Here is an 18,037-nt window from a genome sequence, read left to right as displayed (position 1 = left end):
AACCGCACCGATTTCCTTTAAAAACCTTGCGAGTTATCCCTATGTCCCATCGTATTGTTATTGTCGGCGGCGGCGCCGGCGGTCTGGAGTTGGCTACCCGTCTGGGTAAGATTCTGGGCAAGCGCGGCACCGCCAGCGTGATGCTGGTCGACGCCAACCTGACGCACATCTGGAAGCCTTTGCTGCACGAAGTGGCCGCCGGATCGCTGAACTCCTCCGAAGACGAACTCAACTATGTTGCCCAGGCCAAATGGAACCACTTCGAGTTCCAGCTCGGGCGCATGAGCGGACTCGATCGCGCGCAGAAGAAAATTCAGCTGGCCGCGACCTATGACGAAAACGGCGTAGAACTGGTCCCGGCGCGTGAAGTGCAGTACGACTCGCTGGTGATCAGCGTCGGCAGCACCACCAACGATTTCGGCACCCAAGGCGCGGCGCAGCACTGCCTGTTCCTCGACACCCGCAAACAGGCCGAGCGCTTTCATCAGCAACTGTTGAATCACTATCTGCGTGCGCACGCCGGGCAAACCGATGTGGTCGAGCAGATCAGCGTAGCGATTGTCGGCGCCGGCGCCACCGGCGTTGAGCTGGCGGCAGAACTGCACAACGCGGCGCACGAATTGGCGGCGTATGGTCTGGACCGGATCAAACCGGAAAACATGCACATCACCCTGATAGAAGCCGGGCCACGGGTGCTGCCAGCACTGCCTGAACGCATCAGCGGGCCGGTGCACAAGACCTTGGAAAAACTCGGGGTCAATGTGATGACTAACGCGTCGGTCAGCGAAGTGACGGCTGATAGCCTGATCACCGCCGACGGCAACGAGATCAAGGCCAGCCTGAAAGTCTGGGCGGCCGGTATTCGCGCTCCGGGCTTCCTCAAGGACATCGATGGCCTGGAAACCAATCGCATCAATCAGCTGCAAGTGTTGCCGACCCTGCAGACCACCCGCGACGAGAATATCTTCGCCTTCGGTGACTGCGCGGCGTGCCCGCAACCGGGCACCGATCGCAACGTGCCGCCGCGTGCACAAGCGGCGCACCAACAGGCCTCGTTGCTGGCCAAGTCACTGAAACTGCGCATCGAAGGCAAGACCCTGCCGGAGTACAAATACACCGACTACGGCTCGCTGATTTCGCTGTCACGTTTTTCGGCTGTGGGTAACTTGATGGGCAACCTGACCGGCAGTGTGATGCTCGAAGGGTGGCTGGCGCGGATGTTTTACGTGTCGCTGTACCGCATGCACCAGATGGCGCTGTACGGCCCGTTCCGCACGGCGATGCTGATGCTTGGTAGCAAGATTGGTCGCGGGACTGAACCGCGTCTGAAGCTGCACTAAAATCAAGTCCTGTGGGAGCTGGCTTGCCAGCTCCCACAGTTGATCTTCATTGTCTGGAAGAAGCCTCGCACTCAGCGGGGCTTTTTCTCGGCTGTCGATTACAGCTGAAACCGCCGCACCATGCCTTGCAACGCATTGGCCAGTTGCGACAGTTCATGGCTCGACGCGCTGGTCTGGTCGGCGCCTGCCGCTGATCGCACCGACAGATCGCGAATGTTCACCAGATTGCGATCCACTTCCCGCGCCACTTGCGCCTGTTCCTCCGCCGCACTGGCAATTACCAGATTACGTTCGTGAATCTCGTGCACCGACGCCGTGATGGTTTGCAACGCTTCACCGGCACGCTCGGCCAACACCAGTGTGCTGGCGGCACGCGAGGCACTGGCCTGCATCGAGTCCAGCGCCAGGCTCGAACCATTGCGCATGCCTTGCACCATCTGCTCGATCTCCTGGGTCGATTGCTGCGTGCGATAAGCCAACGCTCGCACCTCATCGGCGACCACCGCAAAGCCTCTGCCGCTCTCCCCCGCGCGCGCCGCTTCAATCGCCGCATTGAGCGCCAGCAGGTTGGTCTGCTCGGCGATTGCCCGGATCACATCGAGCACTTTGCCAATGTCCTGAGACTGGTTCGCCAGTGACTGCACCAATTCGCCGGTGTGCTGCACATCGTTGCTGAGCGCGCTGATGGCGCTGGCAGTTTCGCTGACGCGTTCCTGCCCGGCATGCGCCGACTCGCTGGATTGCCGCGTGGCATCGGACGTGGACACGGCATTACGCGCGACCTCTTCCACGGCGGTGGTCATCTGATTGACGGCGGTGGCCGCTTGTTCGATCTCGTTGTTCTGCTGTTGCAGGCCCTGCGTGCTGTCGAGGGTCACCGCGCTGAGCTCGTCGGCAGCGGTGGCAAGTTGCGTGGCTGAACCGCTGATGCCTTGCAAGGTATCGCGCAAATTCTGCTGCATGGTTGCCAGGGCTTTGAGCAGGCGGCTGACTTCGTCATTGCCATGGGTTTCGATCGGCCGGGTCAGGTCGCCCTGCGCCACGCTCTCAGCGGCGCTGACTGCGCTGCTCAGCGGACGGACGATACTGCGCGTCAATAACATCGCCAGCGCCACCGTGGCCAACGCCGCCAGTGCAATGAACAGGCTGACAATGGTGCGAGACGTCTGGTAATGATCAGCGGACTTCTGGCTTTCCGCGGCGACCTGCTTGGCGAACAGATCCGCCAGGTCATTGAGTTGCTTGCCGGAGCCATCGACAACGGTTTTCATGTCGACCAGCAACAGCTTGGTCAACTCGTCGCGCTTGCCCTGCTGGGCGAGGGTGAAGGACTGAGCGATACCGGTCCGATACGCCGCAAAGGTTGTTTTGAATTGATCATAGAGCTGCTGGCCTTCCGGGGTGGTGACCAGCTTGTCGTAGGCGGCGATTTTCTCGCTCAGCTCCTTGTCACGGGTGTCCATCTGGCTGCGGTAGGTGGCGATATTGTTCGGATCCTGATCCAACGCCATGCGCAGCGAGATGGTGCGGATGCGCAGCATGATCTCGCGAATCTCGTCGCCGCCACGAATACTCGGCAACCACTGATTTTCTACCGCGACCTCACTGTCGCGAATGCTCGACATCTGCCCCAGCGCAAACACGCCCAGCAGAGCAACCAACACCGCGATCAGAGCGAACCCCAGGGCAGCCCGGGGAGCAATATTCAACTGACGAAGCAACATGACGAACGCCCTTATTCTTGTGTTGGCCAGATTCAAGGGGCGAAGCAGTGGCAGTCCCCTTTCGTTAGCGGGCTATCGGCAGGTTGTATGACGACTTGAAGGGGAAATGAGTTTTTGTCGGACAAAAAAAATCCCCGTATCTTTCGATACGAGGATTTTTAATATGGTCGGGGTAAGGGGATTCGAACTCCTGACATCCTGCTCCCAAAGCAGGCGCGCTACCGGACTGCGCTATACCCCGGTAAAAAAAAGGCGACCTTTCAAAGATCGCCTTCTTCGATCAGCGCTTTTGGCCTCTGATCTTAAGATTCGATCCCAGCGCTAACTGGTTTCAAAAATGGTGGGTCGTGTGGGATTCGAACCTACGACCAATTGGTTAAAAGCCAACTGCTCTACCAACTGAGCTAACGACCCAAAAATGGTCGGGGTAAGGGGATTCGAACTCCTGACATCCTGCTCCCAAAGCAGGCGCGCTACCGGACTGCGCTATACCCCGGCTTGAAATTGGCTCCGTGACCAGGACTCGAACCTGGGACCCAATGATTAACAGTCATTTGCTCTACCGACTGAGCTATCACGGAACTACATATTTCAATTTACAACGGTGAAACTTACTGCTTCCAGTCACTCGTTCGCATCGCTGCGTTCGTGTGTCTGAGGCGCGCTATTCTACAACCTAGAACACCTCTGTCAACCCCCTAAATTGCTTTCAAGTTAATGATTTGCAACTTATTTCAGATTTCAACTCAGTGAGCTGAGACCGTCTTGGCGACTGACTGCGGGGCGCACTTTACAAGCCTTTTCCTTTGAGTTCAACAGCCTAACGAAAAAAAAGGCCCCACAAGGTGGGGCCTGCCAATTTTCATTGGCGTTTGGCCTTAGTTGAAAACGATTTCGTCGTTCTCGACCACGCCAGTGGCCGTGTCGCCAGGCATGAAGTGACCGGAGAGAATCAGTTGCGCCAGCGGGTTTTCGATCCAGCGCTGAATCGCCCGTTTCAGAGGACGCGCGCCATACACCGGGTCGTAACCGACCGCGATCAGCTTATCCATCGCTTCCGGACTCAGTTCCAGCTTCAGCTCACGCTCAGCCAGACGTGTACGCAGACGACCCAACTGGATCTCGGTGATGCCCGCGATCTGATCCCGCGCCAGAGGCTCGAAGATCACCACTTCGTCGACCCGGTTGATGAATTCCGGACGGAAGTGCGACGTCAGCGCATCCATTACCGCAGCACGCTGCGCTTCACGATCACCGACCAGTTCCTGGATCTGTACCGACCCCAGGTTCGAAGTCATCACGATCACCGTGTTGCGGAAGTCCACCGTACGGCCATGGCTGTCAGTCAGGCGACCGTCTTCAAGCACTTGCAGCAAGATGTTGAACACATCCGGATGCGCCTTCTCGACTTCGTCCAGCAGGATCACCGAGTAAGGCTTGCGACGCACAGCCTCGGTCAGGTAACCGCCCTCTTCGTAACCGACGTATCCCGGTGGCGCACCGATCAGGCGAGCCACGGAATGTTTCTCCATGAACTCGGACATGTCGATCCGCACCATCGCCTCTTCAGTATCAAAGAGGAATTCGGCCAGCGCCTTGCACAGCTCGGTTTTACCGACACCGGTCGGGCCGAGGAACATAAACGAGCCGCTCGGACGATTCGGATCGGACAGCCCAGCGCGCGAACGACGTACCGCGTTAGCCACAGCGACCACCGCCTCTTCCTGACCGATCACCCGTTTGTGCAACAGGCTTTCCATCTTCATCAGTTTGTCGCGCTCGCCTTCGAGCATTTTCGACACCGGAATGCCGGTCCATTTCGACACGACTTCGGCGATCTCTTCTTCAGTCACCTTGCTGCGCAGCAACTGGTTTTCGCTCTTGCCGTGCTGATCGACCATTTGCAGGCTGCGTTCCAGATCCGGGATCACCCCGTACTGCAACTCGGCCATGCGATTCAGGTCGCCTTTACGGCGTGCGGCTTCCAGTTCCTGACGCGACTGCTCGATCTTCTGCTGAATCTGCGCAGAACCCTGCACCTCGGCTTTTTCCGAGTTCCAGATTTCTTCCAGATCGGAATACTCGCGTTCCAGTCGGACGATTTCTTCCTGGAGTTTCTCCAGACGTTTCATCGCCGCTTCATCGCTTTCTTTCTTCAGTGCCTGGGATTCCACTTTCAACTGAATCAGGCGACGTTCCAGACGATCGAGCACTTCCGGCTTGGAATCGATTTCCATACGGATGCGGCTGGCGGCCTCGTCGATCAGGTCGATGGCCTTGTCCGGCAACTGTCGGTCAGTGATGTAGCGATGGCTGAGCTTGGCCGCGGCGATGATCGCGCCGTCGGTGATCGCCACCTTGTGGTGAACCTCGTAACGCTCTTTAAGGCCACGCAGGATGGCGATGGTGTCTTCCTCGCTCGGCTCATCCACCAATACTTTCTGGAAGCGTCGTTCGAGCGCCGCGTCCTTCTCTATATATTGGCGATACTCGTTGAGCGTGGTTGCGCCAACGCAGTGCAACTCGCCGCGAGCCAACGCAGGTTTGAGCATGTTGCCGGCGTCCATCGAGCCTTCACCCTTACCGGCGCCGACCATGGTGTGCAGTTCGTCGATGAACAGAATGATCTGCCCTTCCTGCTTCGACAGCTCGTTGAGCAGCGATTTCAGGCGCTCTTCGAACTCACCGCGATACTTGGCACCGGCGATCAGCGCGCCCATGTCCAGCGAGAGCAGACGCTTGCCCTTGAGGCCGTCCGGCACTTCGCCATTGATGATGCGCTGGGCCAGACCTTCGGCAATGGCGGTTTTACCCACGCCAGGTTCACCGATCAGCACCGGGTTGTTCTTGGTGCGGCGTTGCAGAACCTGAATGGTGCGACGGATTTCGTCGTCACGACCGATCACCGGATCGAGCTTGCCGTCTTCGGCGCGCTTGGTCAGGTCAACGGTGTATTTATCCAGCGCCTGGCGCGACTCTTCGTGGTTGGCGTCATTCACCGCTTCGCCACCACGCAGATTGTTGATCGCGTTCTCCAGAGCTTTCTTGCTCACACCCTGGCCGAGCAGCAACTTGCCGAGCTTGCTGTTCTCGTCCATCGCCGCGAGCAACACCAATTCGCTGGAAATGAACTGATCGCCCTTCTGCTGGGCCAGACGGTCGGCCTGATTGAGCAGGCGTGCCAGATCCTGCGACATGTTGACGTCGCCGGTCGGGTTCTGGATTTTCGGTAATTGGTCGAGCTCTTTGGTCAGCTCTTTGCGCAAGCTGTTGACGTCGAAGCCCACCTGCATCAGCAGAGGTTTGATCGAACCACCCTGCTGCTCAAGCATGGCTTGCATCAAGTGCGCCGGCTCAATCGCCGGATGATCGTGGCCGACTGCCAACGACTGAGCGTCGGACAAGGCCAACTGTAATTTACTGGTTAAACGGTCTATTCGCATAAGTCACCTTCCTTTTGAGCAGGCCGGACCTAAGAAACCATCCTGAATAAAGAAACCTGCCAGATACCGCTATAGATGCGGTCGATTCTGCAAGATTCAAGCGTCAGAGAGTTGATGCAGATCAGACAGTCTAGCGGGTGAGCCAAACCAAGGAGGCGAAGCGACCAGTGCGTGAGGCACGGCGATAGGAGAAAAAGCGCGGATCGGTCACGGTGCAGAAACCGCCACCATAAACAGCAGTGACACCACGTGCTGCCAGACGCAGGCGCGCCAGCATATAGATGTCCGCCATGAACTTGCCGGCACTGGCGCTCGGCACGAAAGCTTCGGCTGCTTCGGGCAATTGATTGATGAAGACTTCGCGTACTTCCGCGCCGACTTCAAAGGCTTTCGGGCCGATGGCCGGGCCGAGCCAGACCAGAACGTCGTCAGCCGGAATATCGAGGCTATCAAGCGTCGCTTCAAGTACACCCGCCGCCAGCCCCCGCCAACCGGCATGGGCTGCCGCTACGCGAGTGCCAGCACGATCGCAAAACAACGCTGGCAGGCAATCCGCCGTCATCGCCGCGCAGGCAATACCGGGCGTTGCGGTACAGCTGGCGTCTGCGGTCGCAACGATGCCCGGATCAGCATGGGCCACGGTAATCCCGTGGACTTGCTGCAACCAGGCAGGCTGTATAGAGAAGTGATCGGTGAGACGCCGACGGTTTTCGGCAACGGCCTCAGGACGATCATCGACATGATCGCCCAGATTGAGACTGTCGAACGGCGCCTCGCTGACCCCGCCCTCGCGGGTGGTGACACAGGCTTTGACGCTGGCCGGCGCGGGCCAGTCCGGCGTCAGCCAGTTCATCCGATGAAGGCCTCGCGATCCTGCTTGAGCAAGGTCAGCAGCCAGACGAAATCTTCTGGCAGCGGCGATTCCCAACTCATGCGTACACCGGTCGTCGGATGATCCAGCTCAAGAAAGCGCGCGTGCAGGGCCTGACGCGGGAAGTGCTTGAGCGATTCAACCATTGTCGGGTTAGCGGCTGGCGGAATGCGGAAACGACCGCCGTATGCCGGATCGCCGACCAACGGGAAGTTAATGTGCGACATGTGCACACGGATCTGGTGAGTACGACCGGTTTCCAGCTTCACCCGTACGTGGGTGTGCGAACGGAAGCGCTCCAGCACGCGGTAGTGGCTGACGGCAGGCTTGCCGCCTTCCATCACCGCCATGCGCTGGCGCTGCTGGCCGTGGCGACCGATCGGGGCGTTGATCTTGCCACCGGCGGTGACCACACCAATCACGATGCACTCATAGATGCGGCTGACGCTGCGACTCTGCAATTGAGTAACAAGCTTTGTCTGCGCCTGAATGGTCTTGGCCACCACCATCAAACCGGTGGTGTCCTTGTCCAGGCGATGCACGATGCCGGCGCGCGGGACATTGATGATGTCCGGCACATGGTGCAGCAAGGCGTTGAGCAAGGTGCCATCGGCGTGCCCGGCAGCCGGGTGAACCACCAGGCCCGCAGGCTTGTTGATCACCAGAATGTCGTCGTCTTCATAGACGATGTCGAGCTCGATGTCCTGGGCGATCCACTCGCCTTGGGCTTCCTGCTCGGCAGTCAGCTCAAGGATGGCACCGCCGTGCACGATGTCGCGAGGGCGGATGACCGCCCCGTCCACAGTCAGGCGACCTTCTTTGATCCAGGCGGAAAGGCGCGAGCGAGAGTGCTCAGCGAAGAGTTGGGCAGCGACTTGATCGAGGCGTTGGCCGCCCAATTCGGACGGCACCTCTGCGCGAAGTTCAATTTTATCGGACATGCTCTGACTGTGCGTCGGCACAGCTTTTGGTTTCGGCTGCGCGCTTGTGGTTAAATACGGCGTCTTTTGCCCCGAGGCTTTTCAACGGGGCGCTCATCATAACAGGACGGCCCCGCCCAAGACAGCGGCCGTCATAGGGACGCAAGCCGCCATGCAAGTGAAACACCTGCTGCTGATCGCCATCCTCGCATTGACCGCTGCTTGCTCATCGAAGGAAGTCGTAGACGAAAACCTCAGCGAAGCCGAGCTGTATCAGCAGGCTCAGACTGACCTGGACAACAACAGCTACACCAGCGCCACAGCCAAGCTGAAGGCTCTGGAGTCGCGTTATCCGTTCGGTCGCTACGCCGATCAGGCACAGCTGGAGCTGATCTACGCCAACTACAAGAACGCCGAGCCGGAAGCTGCAAAGTCCGCTGCCGAGCGTTTCATTCGTTTGCATCCGCAGCACCCGAACGTGGATTACGCGTACTACCTCAAAGGTCTGACTTCTTTCGACCAGGACGTCGGCCTGCTGGCGCGCTTCCTGCCGCTGGACATGACCAAGCGTGACCCGGGCGCCGCGCGCGACTCGTATAACGAGTTCGCCCAGCTGACCAGCCGCTACCCGAACAGCCGCTACGCGCCGGACGCCAAGCAGCGCATGATCTACCTGCGCAACCTGCTGGCAGCCTACGAAATCCACGTGGCCGACTACTACCTGACCCGTCAGGCCTATGTAGCTGCTGCCAACCGTGGTCGTTACGTGGTGGAAAACTTCCAGGAAACCCCATCGGTCGGCGACGGCCTGGCGGTGATGACTGAGGCTTATCAGCGTCTGCACCTGGACGAACTGGCGACCACCAGCCTGGAAACCCTGAAGCTCAACTACCCGAACCACCCGAGCCTGCAAGACGGCCAGTTCGTGCCACGGGTTGCCGAAGCCGACAACCGCTCGTTCCTGAGCAAGGCGACGTTGGGTCTGATCGAGTCGCGTCCACCGCTGCCACCAGGCGAAACCCGCGCCAACCAGGACGTGCAGAAGCAGTTCCAGGACGCGAAAGACGCGATCCCGAACGAGCTCAAGCCTAAAGACGAGAACGGCGACGTGATCGAAGAGCCAGAGCCTGAGTCGAGCAGCACCGACCGTTCGTGGTTCAGCTACATGACTTTCGGCGTGTTCGACTGACCACACCGGCTGTACAGAAAAGGGAGATCTACGGATCTCCCTTTTTCATTTCTGCGATTTAATCCGCTGTGCGCTTGTCGGGACCTTGGCTAAACTGCCGGATCATCAGTCGAAAAGCCGCTCATCATGCTTCGTTTATTGTTCTGGATCGCCGTGATCTTCGCCGCCATTTGGCTGTGGCGTAAATTCAAGGCACCTGCCGCATCCTCTCAGTCCAATCGCAACTCACGCGAACAGGACGCCCCGCCGATGGTGCGATGTGCCCATTGCGGCGTGCACTTGCCCCGCGACCGTGCGCTGAGCGTTCAACAACAGTGGTATTGCAGCCAGGCTCACCTCGAGCAAGGCCCGGGCACTCGTGATCGCTAAGGCTGACGACGCCGACAGCAAACAGGCGCAGCGTCTGCTGCGCCTCTATCATCTCTACCGTTTAAGCGTCGGCATCACCCTGGTGCTGCTGATCTCCAGCAACATGGACAACCGCCTGCTGACGTCGATTGACGACGATCTGCTGCGCAGCGGCAGTTGGTCGTATCTGGTGTTGAACATCCTGCTGGTGGTGTTCCTCGAGAATACTCGGCGTCCGGCGCAGTTGTTCAGCTTGGCGCTGGTCGACGTCCTGCTGCTGTGCGGTCTTTTTTATGCCGCTGGCGGCGTTGCCAGCGCGATCGGCAACCTGTTGATCGTTTCAGTTGCGATTTGCAACACCCTCCTGCGTCGACGCATCGGCTTGCTGATCGCCGCCATTGGCGCCCTCGGCATTGTCGGCTCGAGCTTTCTCTTGAGTTTCAGCCATTCACTGAGCGCCAACGATTACTTGCAGGCCGGTACGCTCGGCGCGCTGTGCTTTGCCGCCTCCCTGCTGGTGCAAGGGCTGATTCGTCGCCTCGAAGTCAGCGAATCCCTCGCCGAACAACGCGCCAGCGAAGTCGTCGGGCTCGAAGCGCTGAATGCGCTGATCCTGCAACGCATGCGCACCGGCATTTTGGTGCTCGATGAACAGCGCCGGGTGCAATTGGCCAATCACAGCGCCCAGACCTTGCTCGCGCAAACCCACTTGCAGGGCCATTTGATCGCCGACTATTCGCCCGCCCTCGTCGATCGCCTGCAACTGTGGATGAACAACCCGACCCTGCGCCCACAGAGCCTGAAAATCCCCGGCAACGGCCTGGAACTGCAGCCGAGCTTCATCGCCCTCGAACAAAGTCCGAATCAGCAAACCCTGGTGTTTCTCGAAGACCTCGCGCAAATCGCTCAGCAAGCCCAACAACTGAAACTCGCCGCGCTCGGCCGCCTGACTGCCGGCATCTCCCACGAAATCCGCAATCCACTGGGCGCCATCAGTCATGCCGCGCAGCTATTGGGGGAGTCCGAGGAACTCGATGGCGCCGATCGGCGTCTGACGCAGATCATTCAAGATCACTCCAAACGCATGAATCGAGTCATCGAAAACGTCCTGCAATTGTCCCGCCGCCAACAAAGCGCACCACAGCGGCTGGACCTCAAGCCGTGGCTGGAAAATTTCGTCGCCGAAAGCCGCGAACAGGCGAGCGAGCGACAACAGATCCATCTGCGGATCAATTCCGGGGACTTCACCACGCTGATGGACCCCAACCAGCTCACGCAAATTCTCGACAATCTGTTGCGCAACGGCTGGCGGCACAGCGCTCTGCTGCATGATCAGGCCGAGGTCTGGCTGGCCTTGTTCGTCGACCCCGACAGCCAGCTTTCAGTGCTCGAAGTGCAGGACAATGGCCCCGGTGTGCCTGTCGATGAACAGCCGCATCTGTTCGAACCGTTCTTCACCACCAGCAGCCAAGGCACCGGCCTTGGCCTTTATCTGTCCCGTGAGCTGTGCGAAAGCAATCAAGCGCGCCTAGACTTCCAATCACGCCAAGGCGGCGGCTGCTTTCGCATCACCTTTGCTCACGGACGGAAACAAAGTTGAACACGAGCCCACGGCAAAAAATCCTTATCGTCGACGACGAACCCGATATCCGCGAACTCCTGGAAATCACCCTGGGACGGATGAAACTCGACACCTACAGCGCACGCAATCTGGCTGAAGCCCAAGCGCTGTTGCACCGCGAGTCATTCGACCTGTGCCTGACCGACATGCGCCTGCCCGACGGCACGGGGCTGGAATTGGTGCAGCACATTCAGCAGCGTTATCCACAACTGCCGGTGGCGATGATCACCGCCTACGGCAGCCTGGAAACCGCGATCAATGCGCTGAAAGCCGGGGCCTTCGATTTCCTGACCAAACCGGTGGACCTCACACGCCTGCGCGAGCTGGTCGGCGCGGCCCTGCGCATGCCGGCGGCGGGAGGCGTGTGCACGTCGATTGATCGGCGCTTGCTTGGTGACTCATCGCCGATGCGCAATCTGCGCAAACAGATCGACAAGCTCGCGCGCAGTCAGGCACCTGTTTACGTCAGCGGTGAATCCGGCAGCGGCAAAGAACTGGTCGCCCGGCTGATTCACGAACAAGGCCCGCGCGCCAGCCAGCCGTTTGTGCCGGTGAACTGCGGGGCGATTCCGTCGGAGTTGATGGAAAGCGAGTTTTTCGGCCATCGCAAGGGCAGTTTCACCGGCGCGGTCGAGGATAAACCGGGGCTGTTTCAGGCCGCCCATGGCGGCACCTTGTTTCTCGATGAAGTGGCGGACCTGCCGCTGTCGATGCAGGTGAAACTGCTGCGGGCGATCCAGGAAAAAGCCGTGCGCAGCGTCGGTGGGCAGCAGGAAAGCGTGGTCGATGTGCGGATTCTTTGCGCCACGCACAAGGATCTCGACGCTGAAGTGGCTGCCGAGCGTTTTCGTCAGGACCTCTATTACCGCTTGAACGTGATTGAACTGCGGGTGCCGTCCCTGCGCGAGCGGCGCGATGACATTGAAGTGTTGGCGGCGCACATGCTCAAGCGTTTGGCCAAAGACACCGGCCAACCGGCGGCGCGCCTGCATCCGCAGGCGTTGGAAGCGTTGAAGAACTACCGGTTTCCGGGAAATGTGCGGGAATTGGAGAACGTGCTCGAGCGCGCGCATACCTTGTGTGAAAATCGCACGATCGAAGCTGGGGACCTGCGCCTGAGCGAGGGCAACTGCGCGGCGGACGGCGGGATTGCTGATCTGACGCAGATCGACAATCTGGAAGATTATCTGGAGAACGTTGAACGCAAGCTGATTCTGCAGGCGCTGGAGGAGACCCGCTGGAATCGTACGGCGGCGGCTCAGCGGTTGAGTCTTTCGTTTCGGTCGATGCGCTACAGACTGAAAAAACTCGGTCTGGATTGAAGGCCCCTTCGCGAGCAGGCTCGCTCCCACAATTGATCTCGGTTGCTCACAAATTTTGTGGCCACTTGAGATTCAGTGTGGGAGCGAGCCTGCTCGCGAAAGCGCTCTGCCATACTCGTGAGAGATATCAGACTAGATGCGGCCTTCAGGCGCATATGGCGCCGGATCAATAATCGGCGCCCTACCCAGCATCACATCGGCAAACAACTGACACGAGGCCGGCGCCAGCACCAGCCCGTTGCGGTAATGCCCGCAGTTCAGCCACAACCCGTCAAACCCCGGCACCCGGCCAATGTACGGAATCCCCTCCGGCGAGCCCGGACGCAACCCCGCCCAATGCCCGACCACTTCGGCATCCGCCAGCGCTGGAATCAGCTCGATGGCCGAAGCCTTGAGGCTTTCCAGCGCTACGTCGGTCGGCGTCTTGTCGTAGCCTTCGTGCTCCAGCGTACTGCCGATCAGAATATGGCCGTCGCGACGGGGAATCGCATAACGCCCCTTGGCCAGCACCATGCTCGGCAGGAAATCCGCCGCACATTTGTAGAGAATCATCTGGCCTTTGACCGGCTCAACCGGCAGCGTCAGGTTCAGTGTCTTGAGCAGATCACCGCTCCATGCGCCTGCCGTCAGTACGATCTGATCGCCGTTGATCACGCCTGCCGAAGTTGCCACACCGACGACCTGTGCGCCTTCCCGGACAAACCCGCTGACTTCACACTGTTCGTGAATCGTTACGTTCGGCATGGCCTGCAACGCCGCCTTCAACGACTTGACCAGACGCGGATTGCGCACATTGGCTACATCGGCCATGTAGATCGCCCGCGAGAAACCGCCGCCGAGCACCGGCACCGCATCATGCGCCACCGAAATATCCACAGCCGTCAGCGGACGATTTTCCCGTTCGGCCCAGGCCAGCGCTTCGGCCTCATCGTCCAGATCCAGCCAGTACAGGCCAGTGGTGTGTACTTCAGGATCAACGCCAGTGTCGGCAAACAAACGCTCGCCGAGTTGTGGATAAAAATCCTGCGACCAGTGCGCCAGCGCGGTCACTGCCGGGCTATAGCGCCACGGGTACAGCGGCGAAACGATACCGCCGCCCGCCCAGGACGATTCCTGGCCCAGGTTCGAACGATCGAGCAGCACCACGCTGCGCACTTCGGAGGCGAGATTGTAGGCGGTGAGCAGGCCAATCACCCCGCCACCGACAATCACCACTTGCTGTTGCCTGGTCATGTTTGATCCAACCGTAAAAAGACAGTGGGCGCAAAAGGCGCCCGAAAGAAAGCGCCTCAGCGGCCCCAGCAATCCTTGGTGGTCAGCCCGGTGGTCGCGTTGTTCATGCTTCTGACACCGGTGTTGGTCAGGGTGAAATCACCGCACTTGTCAGTGGCCATCGCCGTGCCCGACTTACGGGTGGCGGTCAGCAGGAATGTCTGGTCAGCGATGGTCGGGGTGATCGTGTAGTAATCATTGCCCGTGCTGAGCCCAGTGACGCCGGTGTAGACATTGCTCTTGGTGTAGAAACGCTCGAGGGTCTGCGCCTGCTCCGAGAGCAGCCCCACCACTTCGGCGCGGCGGCCCTTTTTCACGTATTCGGTATAGCTCGGTGCGGCGATGGTGATGACGATCCCGATGATCGCAATCACGATCATGATTTCGATCAGGGTGAATCCGCGGATGGATCTGCGCATGCCTCAACTCTCGCTTACTGTATTTGTCGCCACATGATACGACGGCTGCCGCCGCCGGGTTTTTCCACCAGCGTGGTAATACCACCGCTGGAGTCGTTCACAATCTTGCGCGTGGCGCCGTTGACGATGGCATTCAGGGTCGGAATACCGCCGGAGAACACCACGCCACTGGAAATCGTGTCATTGCTGTCGACCACGCCATCGGCGTTGGTGTCGAGCACCGCATAGTTGAGCATCTTACCGCTGAACGCATCGAGTTCGACCAGTTTGCCGGTACCGAAGCTGGAACACGGGTCGGTGGTATCAACGCTGGCAGTAGTGAAGATGATCCGCCCTAGCACCAGGCTGGCCTGATTGATCACCCGCTCGCCGGTCAGCGCGTTGTTATACACCAAGGGCAGGTACCAGCCCTTCTCTCCCGGATAAGTCGTGTCGTTCTGCGTCGTCGTGACGAACTGCCCGGAGCTGCCTGAAAACACCCCCGTGACAGCTTGCGCCTGCAAACTGCTGATCGTGAGCTGGCCTGAACCACCGTCGGCATCCCACACCGAATAGAACGCCTGCAAATCCTTGTTGGTCTTGTCGGCTGTTTCATTGAATTTGCCGGTGCCGATGAAGATCTGTTTGCCGCCCAGTGAGTTGTCCGCCAGCAGCGGCTGCGCGGTGATCGGCTGCGTCGTCCCGCCTGCCGTGGTGAACAACGGCTTGCCGGAAAATGCTACGCCCCAACTGTCGGTGGAAGTGGCGCTCAGGTCGAACTTCCACAGGCGTCCCTTCAGGTCACCGCCATAAGCGGCTTGCACGACGTTCTGTGAGTTGACCTTGAGTTTCACCGAGGACAAGCCATTGGTGGTTTCCGTGCTGTCGATGACGATTTTCCTGATCAGCGATCCGTCGCGCACATCCAGCACATAGAGCGCTGCCACACCGGAGTTGCTGCCGTACCCATTGGAAATAAACGCCGCCCAGCGACCATCGGCCAAGCGTGCCACTTCCGGCCGGGCATAGGCGTAACCCAGATCATTGAAAGCGTTCGCAGTGTTAGCCGTCGCAGGTGCGCTGACTTCCCACAAGGCACGCAGAACATTGCCTGCCGAAGCGTCGAACAATTGCAGTGCGTAAAAGCTTTTGCCGCCGGCGCCAGTGCCTCCGATGGCCAATGTCTTCCAGGCACTGTTCAACTGAGCGTCATACACACCGACTTGGCCGTCGACGAGAAATTTGTGGCTTACACCGTTCACGTAATTGGTGTCAGCGATCAACCGCAGCGAAGGCAACACACTGGACGGCATGTAGGCGTAACGACGCGTGCCATTGGCCGTGTTGATGACGTTTACGAAGCCGTCATTGGCGTTCACCACCAGACTGGCGTTCATGTTTGCCGCTTTGGTGGTCAGGTAAGTGCTGTACGTAGTGTCCCCGGACAGATCGGACGCGGTTTTTTCTGTGGGTGAGGCCAGCACCAACGGCGAATTGATGATGTCACCCAGCAACACGCTGCGTACCTTGAGCCCGGCCTTGTTGATGCCTTTGCTCCACTCCACCAGATCAATACCCGTGATGCCCGTCGGTAGCCCCTGACTGAGTGTCGTTTGTTGCGCCGGGGAAAAATTGCCGTAGGCGAGCGTCACCGCAGCGTTGTTCAAGGTATTCCACGATTGATAGGTCGGCGCAGTCGCCCCGGGCACGATGGTCGTATCAGTGGTCCAGAGTGCCGTCGAAGTATTTACCGCGCCGGTAGATGTGAAACCGAAGGATTTGATCGTGCCGCGCCAATCCTTCGGGTCGTAACTGGTCTGAAAGTAACTGGTGCCGCTGGCCAGGGTGGTGCCGCTGGCGACTCCGCTGCCGCCGGAACCAGCCTTGGAGGTAATATCACTCAACGCCGAAGACAGCGCGGCATTGAGCCCGGTACTGTCCGTCGCCTGGTAATACTTGCCCTGCCCATAAGCAGCGGCGTCCGAGAGCATGTCGTTGGCCGCCGTGAAGCCCACGGTGTAGGTGTTCATGTTCTGCTTGGGAAAATCCACCGCATTCCAGCTCTTGCCGGCCGCATCGGTGCCGGTCGAACGCATGTCGATATCGAAGGCGAACTTGGCGATGTCGTCCAGATACAGCGTGTCGCCCTCACCGTCACCATTGAGATTGTTGCCGTCATTGTTGATGCCGTCCCAGTTCGGCAAACGACTGCCGCCCAGCGGATCGTTGGTGGGAAAAGTTCGATCAAAAGTGGGCAGGCCGTCGGTGATGACCACGCCGTAGTTCTTCTGACAGCGGTACTGGATCGGGCTGGTGTAAGTCGCGGGCGTAGTGTTGTAGTACGGCGCCATGCCGCGCATGTAACGGGTGATCTCGTAATAGGTTTCCGCCAATGGCGTATTGGCCACGGCGCTCAACCCGTTGATCGCTGCAATCAGCGCGTTGTAGTTGGTGTCGGCCTGACCCTGCGTCACGCTGCCGGACAGTGGCGCCAGATCGCTGATAGAACGGGCGATATACCCGCCGTTGCCGGAATTGTTGCTGGTGACCGGATTGAATGTCGACAGTCCGATACGCAAGGTGCGGTTGCTGGCGACCAGCGCCGTCGACACGTTACGCGCCACGTTGATGCGGTAGTCATTGGGGATCGCCCCGGTGGTGAAATCGCGGGTGCCATTGTTGATGGCCAGGCTGACCACGTAGGCAATGTAATCGCCCGAATAACGTGTGTTGCCGCTGCCGACCGGGTCCGGAAGTTTCAGGCACAGCGGTGCCAGACTGTTGTTGTAGAACGCGTAGGCGCCACCGGAACATCCCGAGGTCGGCAGACTTGAGAGGAATATCGAATCACCGGTGATCACAGATGAGCTCAGGCACAAGCCGAGCAACGCATTGCACTGCCGCGCCGGCGTACGATCCGCCGTCGGATCGAAACCGGACGCATAGATGATGCTGTTCATGCTCCCCGAATCATCGATCAGCAACATCACGTTCGGCGGCACCGCTGCGGCACTCAACAAGGGCGAATCCGATGGCGTGAACGCATACGCTGGCGCGGCCAGATAAAAACTCAGCAACAGGCCGATCAGCAGCGATCCGCAGCGCTCAATACTTCGCATATACACTCTCCACCACACTGCGCGAAGTGCCGACGATGCCGACCGCGGTGACCCGATACAGCGTCGCCGAGGTATTGCTCGGCACGTTCACTGCCGTGAGCGTAGTGCCGATGTTCTGCACACCATAGAAACCGTTGCCCGTCGCGATCCACGTCACGCCCGACGTTGAGTTGAGCCCCGCCGCACTGACCACCGTCGACTCCGCCGGCGGCGCGCATTGCGTCGTGCCGCTGCACACTGGCAGCGTGTAAGTATCGAGTTGCACCGCGCTCTCACCTACCCGCAATGCTGCTTCCGCCGTCTGGAACGACTGATTGCGCAGGCTCACGCTGCCGGCCATTTTTTCCTGCAGGTTGGCGCTCTGCATCGACGACAGCCCAACCAACGTCAGCAACAACAAAAACACCAGGCTGACCAACAGCACCATGCCGCGCTGAGCCCGCCGTTCATGAAGAGAGATCCGCATCACC

At 59.3% G+C, this 18,037-nt stretch carries 13 protein-coding genes, 4 tRNA genes and 1 pseudogene; 5 read left to right on the top strand and 13 right to left on the bottom strand.

What is annotated here, in order from left to right; all coding sequences use genetic code 11:
• The first annotated feature begins 41 nt into the window (after positions 1–41).
• Entirely contained in the window at positions 42–1,340 is a 1,299-nt protein-coding gene (locus ACQ4OE_RS18440; RefSeq protein ID WP_430947475.1) for an NAD(P)/FAD-dependent oxidoreductase, read from the top strand.
• Positions 1,341–1,438: 98 nt separating this feature from the next.
• On the opposite strand, the gene ACQ4OE_RS18435 is transcribed toward ACQ4OE_RS18440, so the two are convergent.
• The 9 genes and pseudogenes from ACQ4OE_RS18435 to rluD all read right to left on the bottom strand — a co-directional run bounded on the left by ACQ4OE_RS18435 (position 1,439) and on the right by rluD (position 8,319).
• Complete coding sequence (locus ACQ4OE_RS18435) at positions 1,439–2,302, bottom strand: methyl-accepting chemotaxis protein (protein WP_430947505.1); 864 nt, start codon at positions 2,300–2,302, stop codon at positions 1,439–1,441.
• Positions 2,294–3,064 (bottom strand): annotated as a pseudogene (locus ACQ4OE_RS18430) (MCP four helix bundle domain-containing protein); the annotation flags it as partial. The gene ACQ4OE_RS18435 and the pseudogene ACQ4OE_RS18430, both read right to left, overlap by 9 nt.
• A 164-nt stretch (positions 3,065–3,228) precedes the next feature.
• Positions 3,229–3,305 (bottom strand) — tRNA-Pro (locus ACQ4OE_RS18425).
• A 97-nt stretch (positions 3,306–3,402) separates the two neighbouring features.
• A tRNA-Lys gene (locus ACQ4OE_RS18420) sits at positions 3,403–3,478 on the bottom strand.
• A 5-nt stretch (positions 3,479–3,483) separates the two neighbouring features.
• Positions 3,484–3,560 (bottom strand) — tRNA-Pro (locus ACQ4OE_RS18415).
• Between the two features lie 9 nt (positions 3,561–3,569).
• Positions 3,570–3,645, bottom strand: a tRNA-Asn gene (locus ACQ4OE_RS18410).
• A gap of 297 nt (positions 3,646–3,942) precedes the next feature.
• Positions 3,943–6,507, bottom strand: coding sequence for an ATP-dependent chaperone ClpB (clpB, locus tag ACQ4OE_RS18405; RefSeq protein WP_007909871.1), 2,565 nt, complete (start codon positions 6,505–6,507; stop codon positions 3,943–3,945).
• A gap of 130 nt (positions 6,508–6,637) precedes the next feature.
• Positions 6,638–7,360, bottom strand: coding sequence for a peptidoglycan editing factor PgeF (gene pgeF / locus ACQ4OE_RS18400; RefSeq protein ID WP_430947474.1), 723 nt, complete (start codon positions 7,358–7,360; stop codon positions 6,638–6,640).
• Positions 7,357–8,319 (bottom strand): 23S rRNA pseudouridine(1911/1915/1917) synthase RluD, encoded by a 963-nt coding sequence (rluD, locus tag ACQ4OE_RS18395; protein ID WP_122592797.1) that lies wholly within the window; start codon positions 8,317–8,319, stop codon positions 7,357–7,359. The genes pgeF and rluD overlap by 4 nt, the downstream gene beginning before the upstream one ends.
• Before the next feature lie 151 nt (positions 8,320–8,470).
• Between rluD and ACQ4OE_RS18390 the strand changes: the two genes are divergently transcribed.
• The 4 genes from ACQ4OE_RS18390 to ACQ4OE_RS18375 all read left to right on the top strand — a co-directional run bounded on the left by ACQ4OE_RS18390 (position 8,471) and on the right by ACQ4OE_RS18375 (position 12,778).
• Positions 8,471–9,487 (top strand): outer membrane protein assembly factor BamD, encoded by a 1,017-nt coding sequence (locus ACQ4OE_RS18390; RefSeq protein WP_122592796.1) that lies wholly within the window; start codon positions 8,471–8,473, stop codon positions 9,485–9,487.
• Positions 9,488–9,613: 126 nt separating this feature from the next.
• Positions 9,614–9,856 (top strand): PP0621 family protein, encoded by a 243-nt coding sequence (locus ACQ4OE_RS18385; RefSeq protein WP_122592795.1) that lies wholly within the window; start codon positions 9,614–9,616, stop codon positions 9,854–9,856.
• Positions 9,846–11,435, top strand: a complete 1,590-nt coding sequence (locus ACQ4OE_RS18380) for a sensor histidine kinase (RefSeq protein WP_430947473.1) — start codon at positions 9,846–9,848, stop codon at positions 11,433–11,435. The genes ACQ4OE_RS18385 and ACQ4OE_RS18380 overlap by 11 nt, the downstream gene beginning before the upstream one ends.
• On the top strand, positions 11,432–12,778 hold the full coding sequence (locus tag ACQ4OE_RS18375) for a sigma-54-dependent transcriptional regulator (protein ID WP_430947472.1): 1,347 nt from the start codon (positions 11,432–11,434) through the stop codon (positions 12,776–12,778). Before ACQ4OE_RS18380 ends, ACQ4OE_RS18375 begins: the two co-directional genes overlap by 4 nt.
• Before the next feature lie 132 nt (positions 12,779–12,910).
• On the opposite strand, the gene thiO is transcribed toward ACQ4OE_RS18375, so the two are convergent.
• Genes thiO through ACQ4OE_RS18355 form a run of 4 tightly spaced genes read right to left on the bottom strand, consistent with a single transcriptional unit; the run spans position 12,911 to position 18,033 of the window.
• On the bottom strand, positions 12,911–14,011 hold the full coding sequence (gene thiO, locus ACQ4OE_RS18370) for a glycine oxidase ThiO (RefSeq protein ID WP_430947471.1): 1,101 nt from the start codon (positions 14,009–14,011) through the stop codon (positions 12,911–12,913).
• Between the two features lie 56 nt (positions 14,012–14,067).
• Complete coding sequence (locus ACQ4OE_RS18365) at positions 14,068–14,469, bottom strand: type IV pilin protein (RefSeq protein ID WP_430947470.1); 402 nt, start codon at positions 14,467–14,469, stop codon at positions 14,068–14,070.
• Between the two features lie 14 nt (positions 14,470–14,483).
• A complete protein-coding gene (locus ACQ4OE_RS18360; protein WP_430947469.1) occupies positions 14,484–17,567 on the bottom strand; it encodes a pilus assembly protein in 3,084 nt (1,027 codons plus the stop codon).
• Complete coding sequence (locus tag ACQ4OE_RS18355; protein ID WP_122592788.1) at positions 17,554–18,033, bottom strand: PilX N-terminal domain-containing pilus assembly protein; 480 nt, start codon at positions 18,031–18,033, stop codon at positions 17,554–17,556. The genes ACQ4OE_RS18360 and ACQ4OE_RS18355 overlap by 14 nt, the downstream gene beginning before the upstream one ends.
• Positions 18,034–18,037: the final 4 nt, after the last annotated feature.

Source organism: Pseudomonas sp. WC2 (assembly GCF_050586545.1).
GTDB lineage: Bacteria > Pseudomonadota > Gammaproteobacteria > Pseudomonadales > Pseudomonadaceae > Aquipseudomonas.
The sequence above is the reverse complement of the archived record's forward strand: the minus strand, read 5'-3'. Positions and strand labels throughout refer to the sequence as shown.

Excerpts from the sequence above, each read along its gene's own strand:
- ACQ4OE_RS18440 (WP_430947475.1), top strand. The coding sequence starts at position 42 with ATGTCCCATCGTATTGTTATTGTCGGCGGCGGCGCCGGCGGTCTGGAG.
- ACQ4OE_RS18385 (WP_122592795.1), top strand. The coding sequence starts at position 9,614 with ATGCTTCGTTTATTGTTCTGGATCGCCGTGATCTTCGCCGCCATTTGG.
- thiO (WP_430947471.1), bottom strand. The coding sequence starts at position 14,011 with ATGACCAGGCAACAGCAAGTGGTGATTGTCGGTGGCGGGGTGATTGGC.
- ACQ4OE_RS18360 (WP_430947469.1), bottom strand. The coding sequence starts at position 17,567 with ATGCGAAGTATTGAGCGCTGCGGATCGCTGCTGATCGGCCTGTTGCTG.
- ACQ4OE_RS18365 (WP_430947470.1), bottom strand. The coding sequence starts at position 14,469 with ATGCGCAGATCCATCCGCGGATTCACCCTGATCGAAATCATGATCGTG.
- ACQ4OE_RS18435 (WP_430947505.1), bottom strand. The coding sequence starts at position 2,302 with ATGCAGCAGAATTTGCGCGATACCTTGCAAGGCATCAGCGGTTCAGCC.
- rluD (WP_122592797.1), bottom strand. The coding sequence starts at position 8,319 with ATGTCCGATAAAATTGAACTTCGCGCAGAGGTGCCGTCCGAATTGGGC.
- ACQ4OE_RS18355 (WP_122592788.1), bottom strand. The coding sequence starts at position 18,033 with ATGCGGATCTCTCTTCATGAACGGCGGGCTCAGCGCGGCATGGTGCTG.
- ACQ4OE_RS18390 (WP_122592796.1), top strand. The coding sequence starts at position 8,471 with ATGCAAGTGAAACACCTGCTGCTGATCGCCATCCTCGCATTGACCGCT.
- clpB (WP_007909871.1), bottom strand. The coding sequence starts at position 6,507 with ATGCGAATAGACCGTTTAACCAGTAAATTACAGTTGGCCTTGTCCGAC.
- pgeF (WP_430947474.1), bottom strand. The coding sequence starts at position 7,360 with ATGAACTGGCTGACGCCGGACTGGCCCGCGCCGGCCAGCGTCAAAGCC.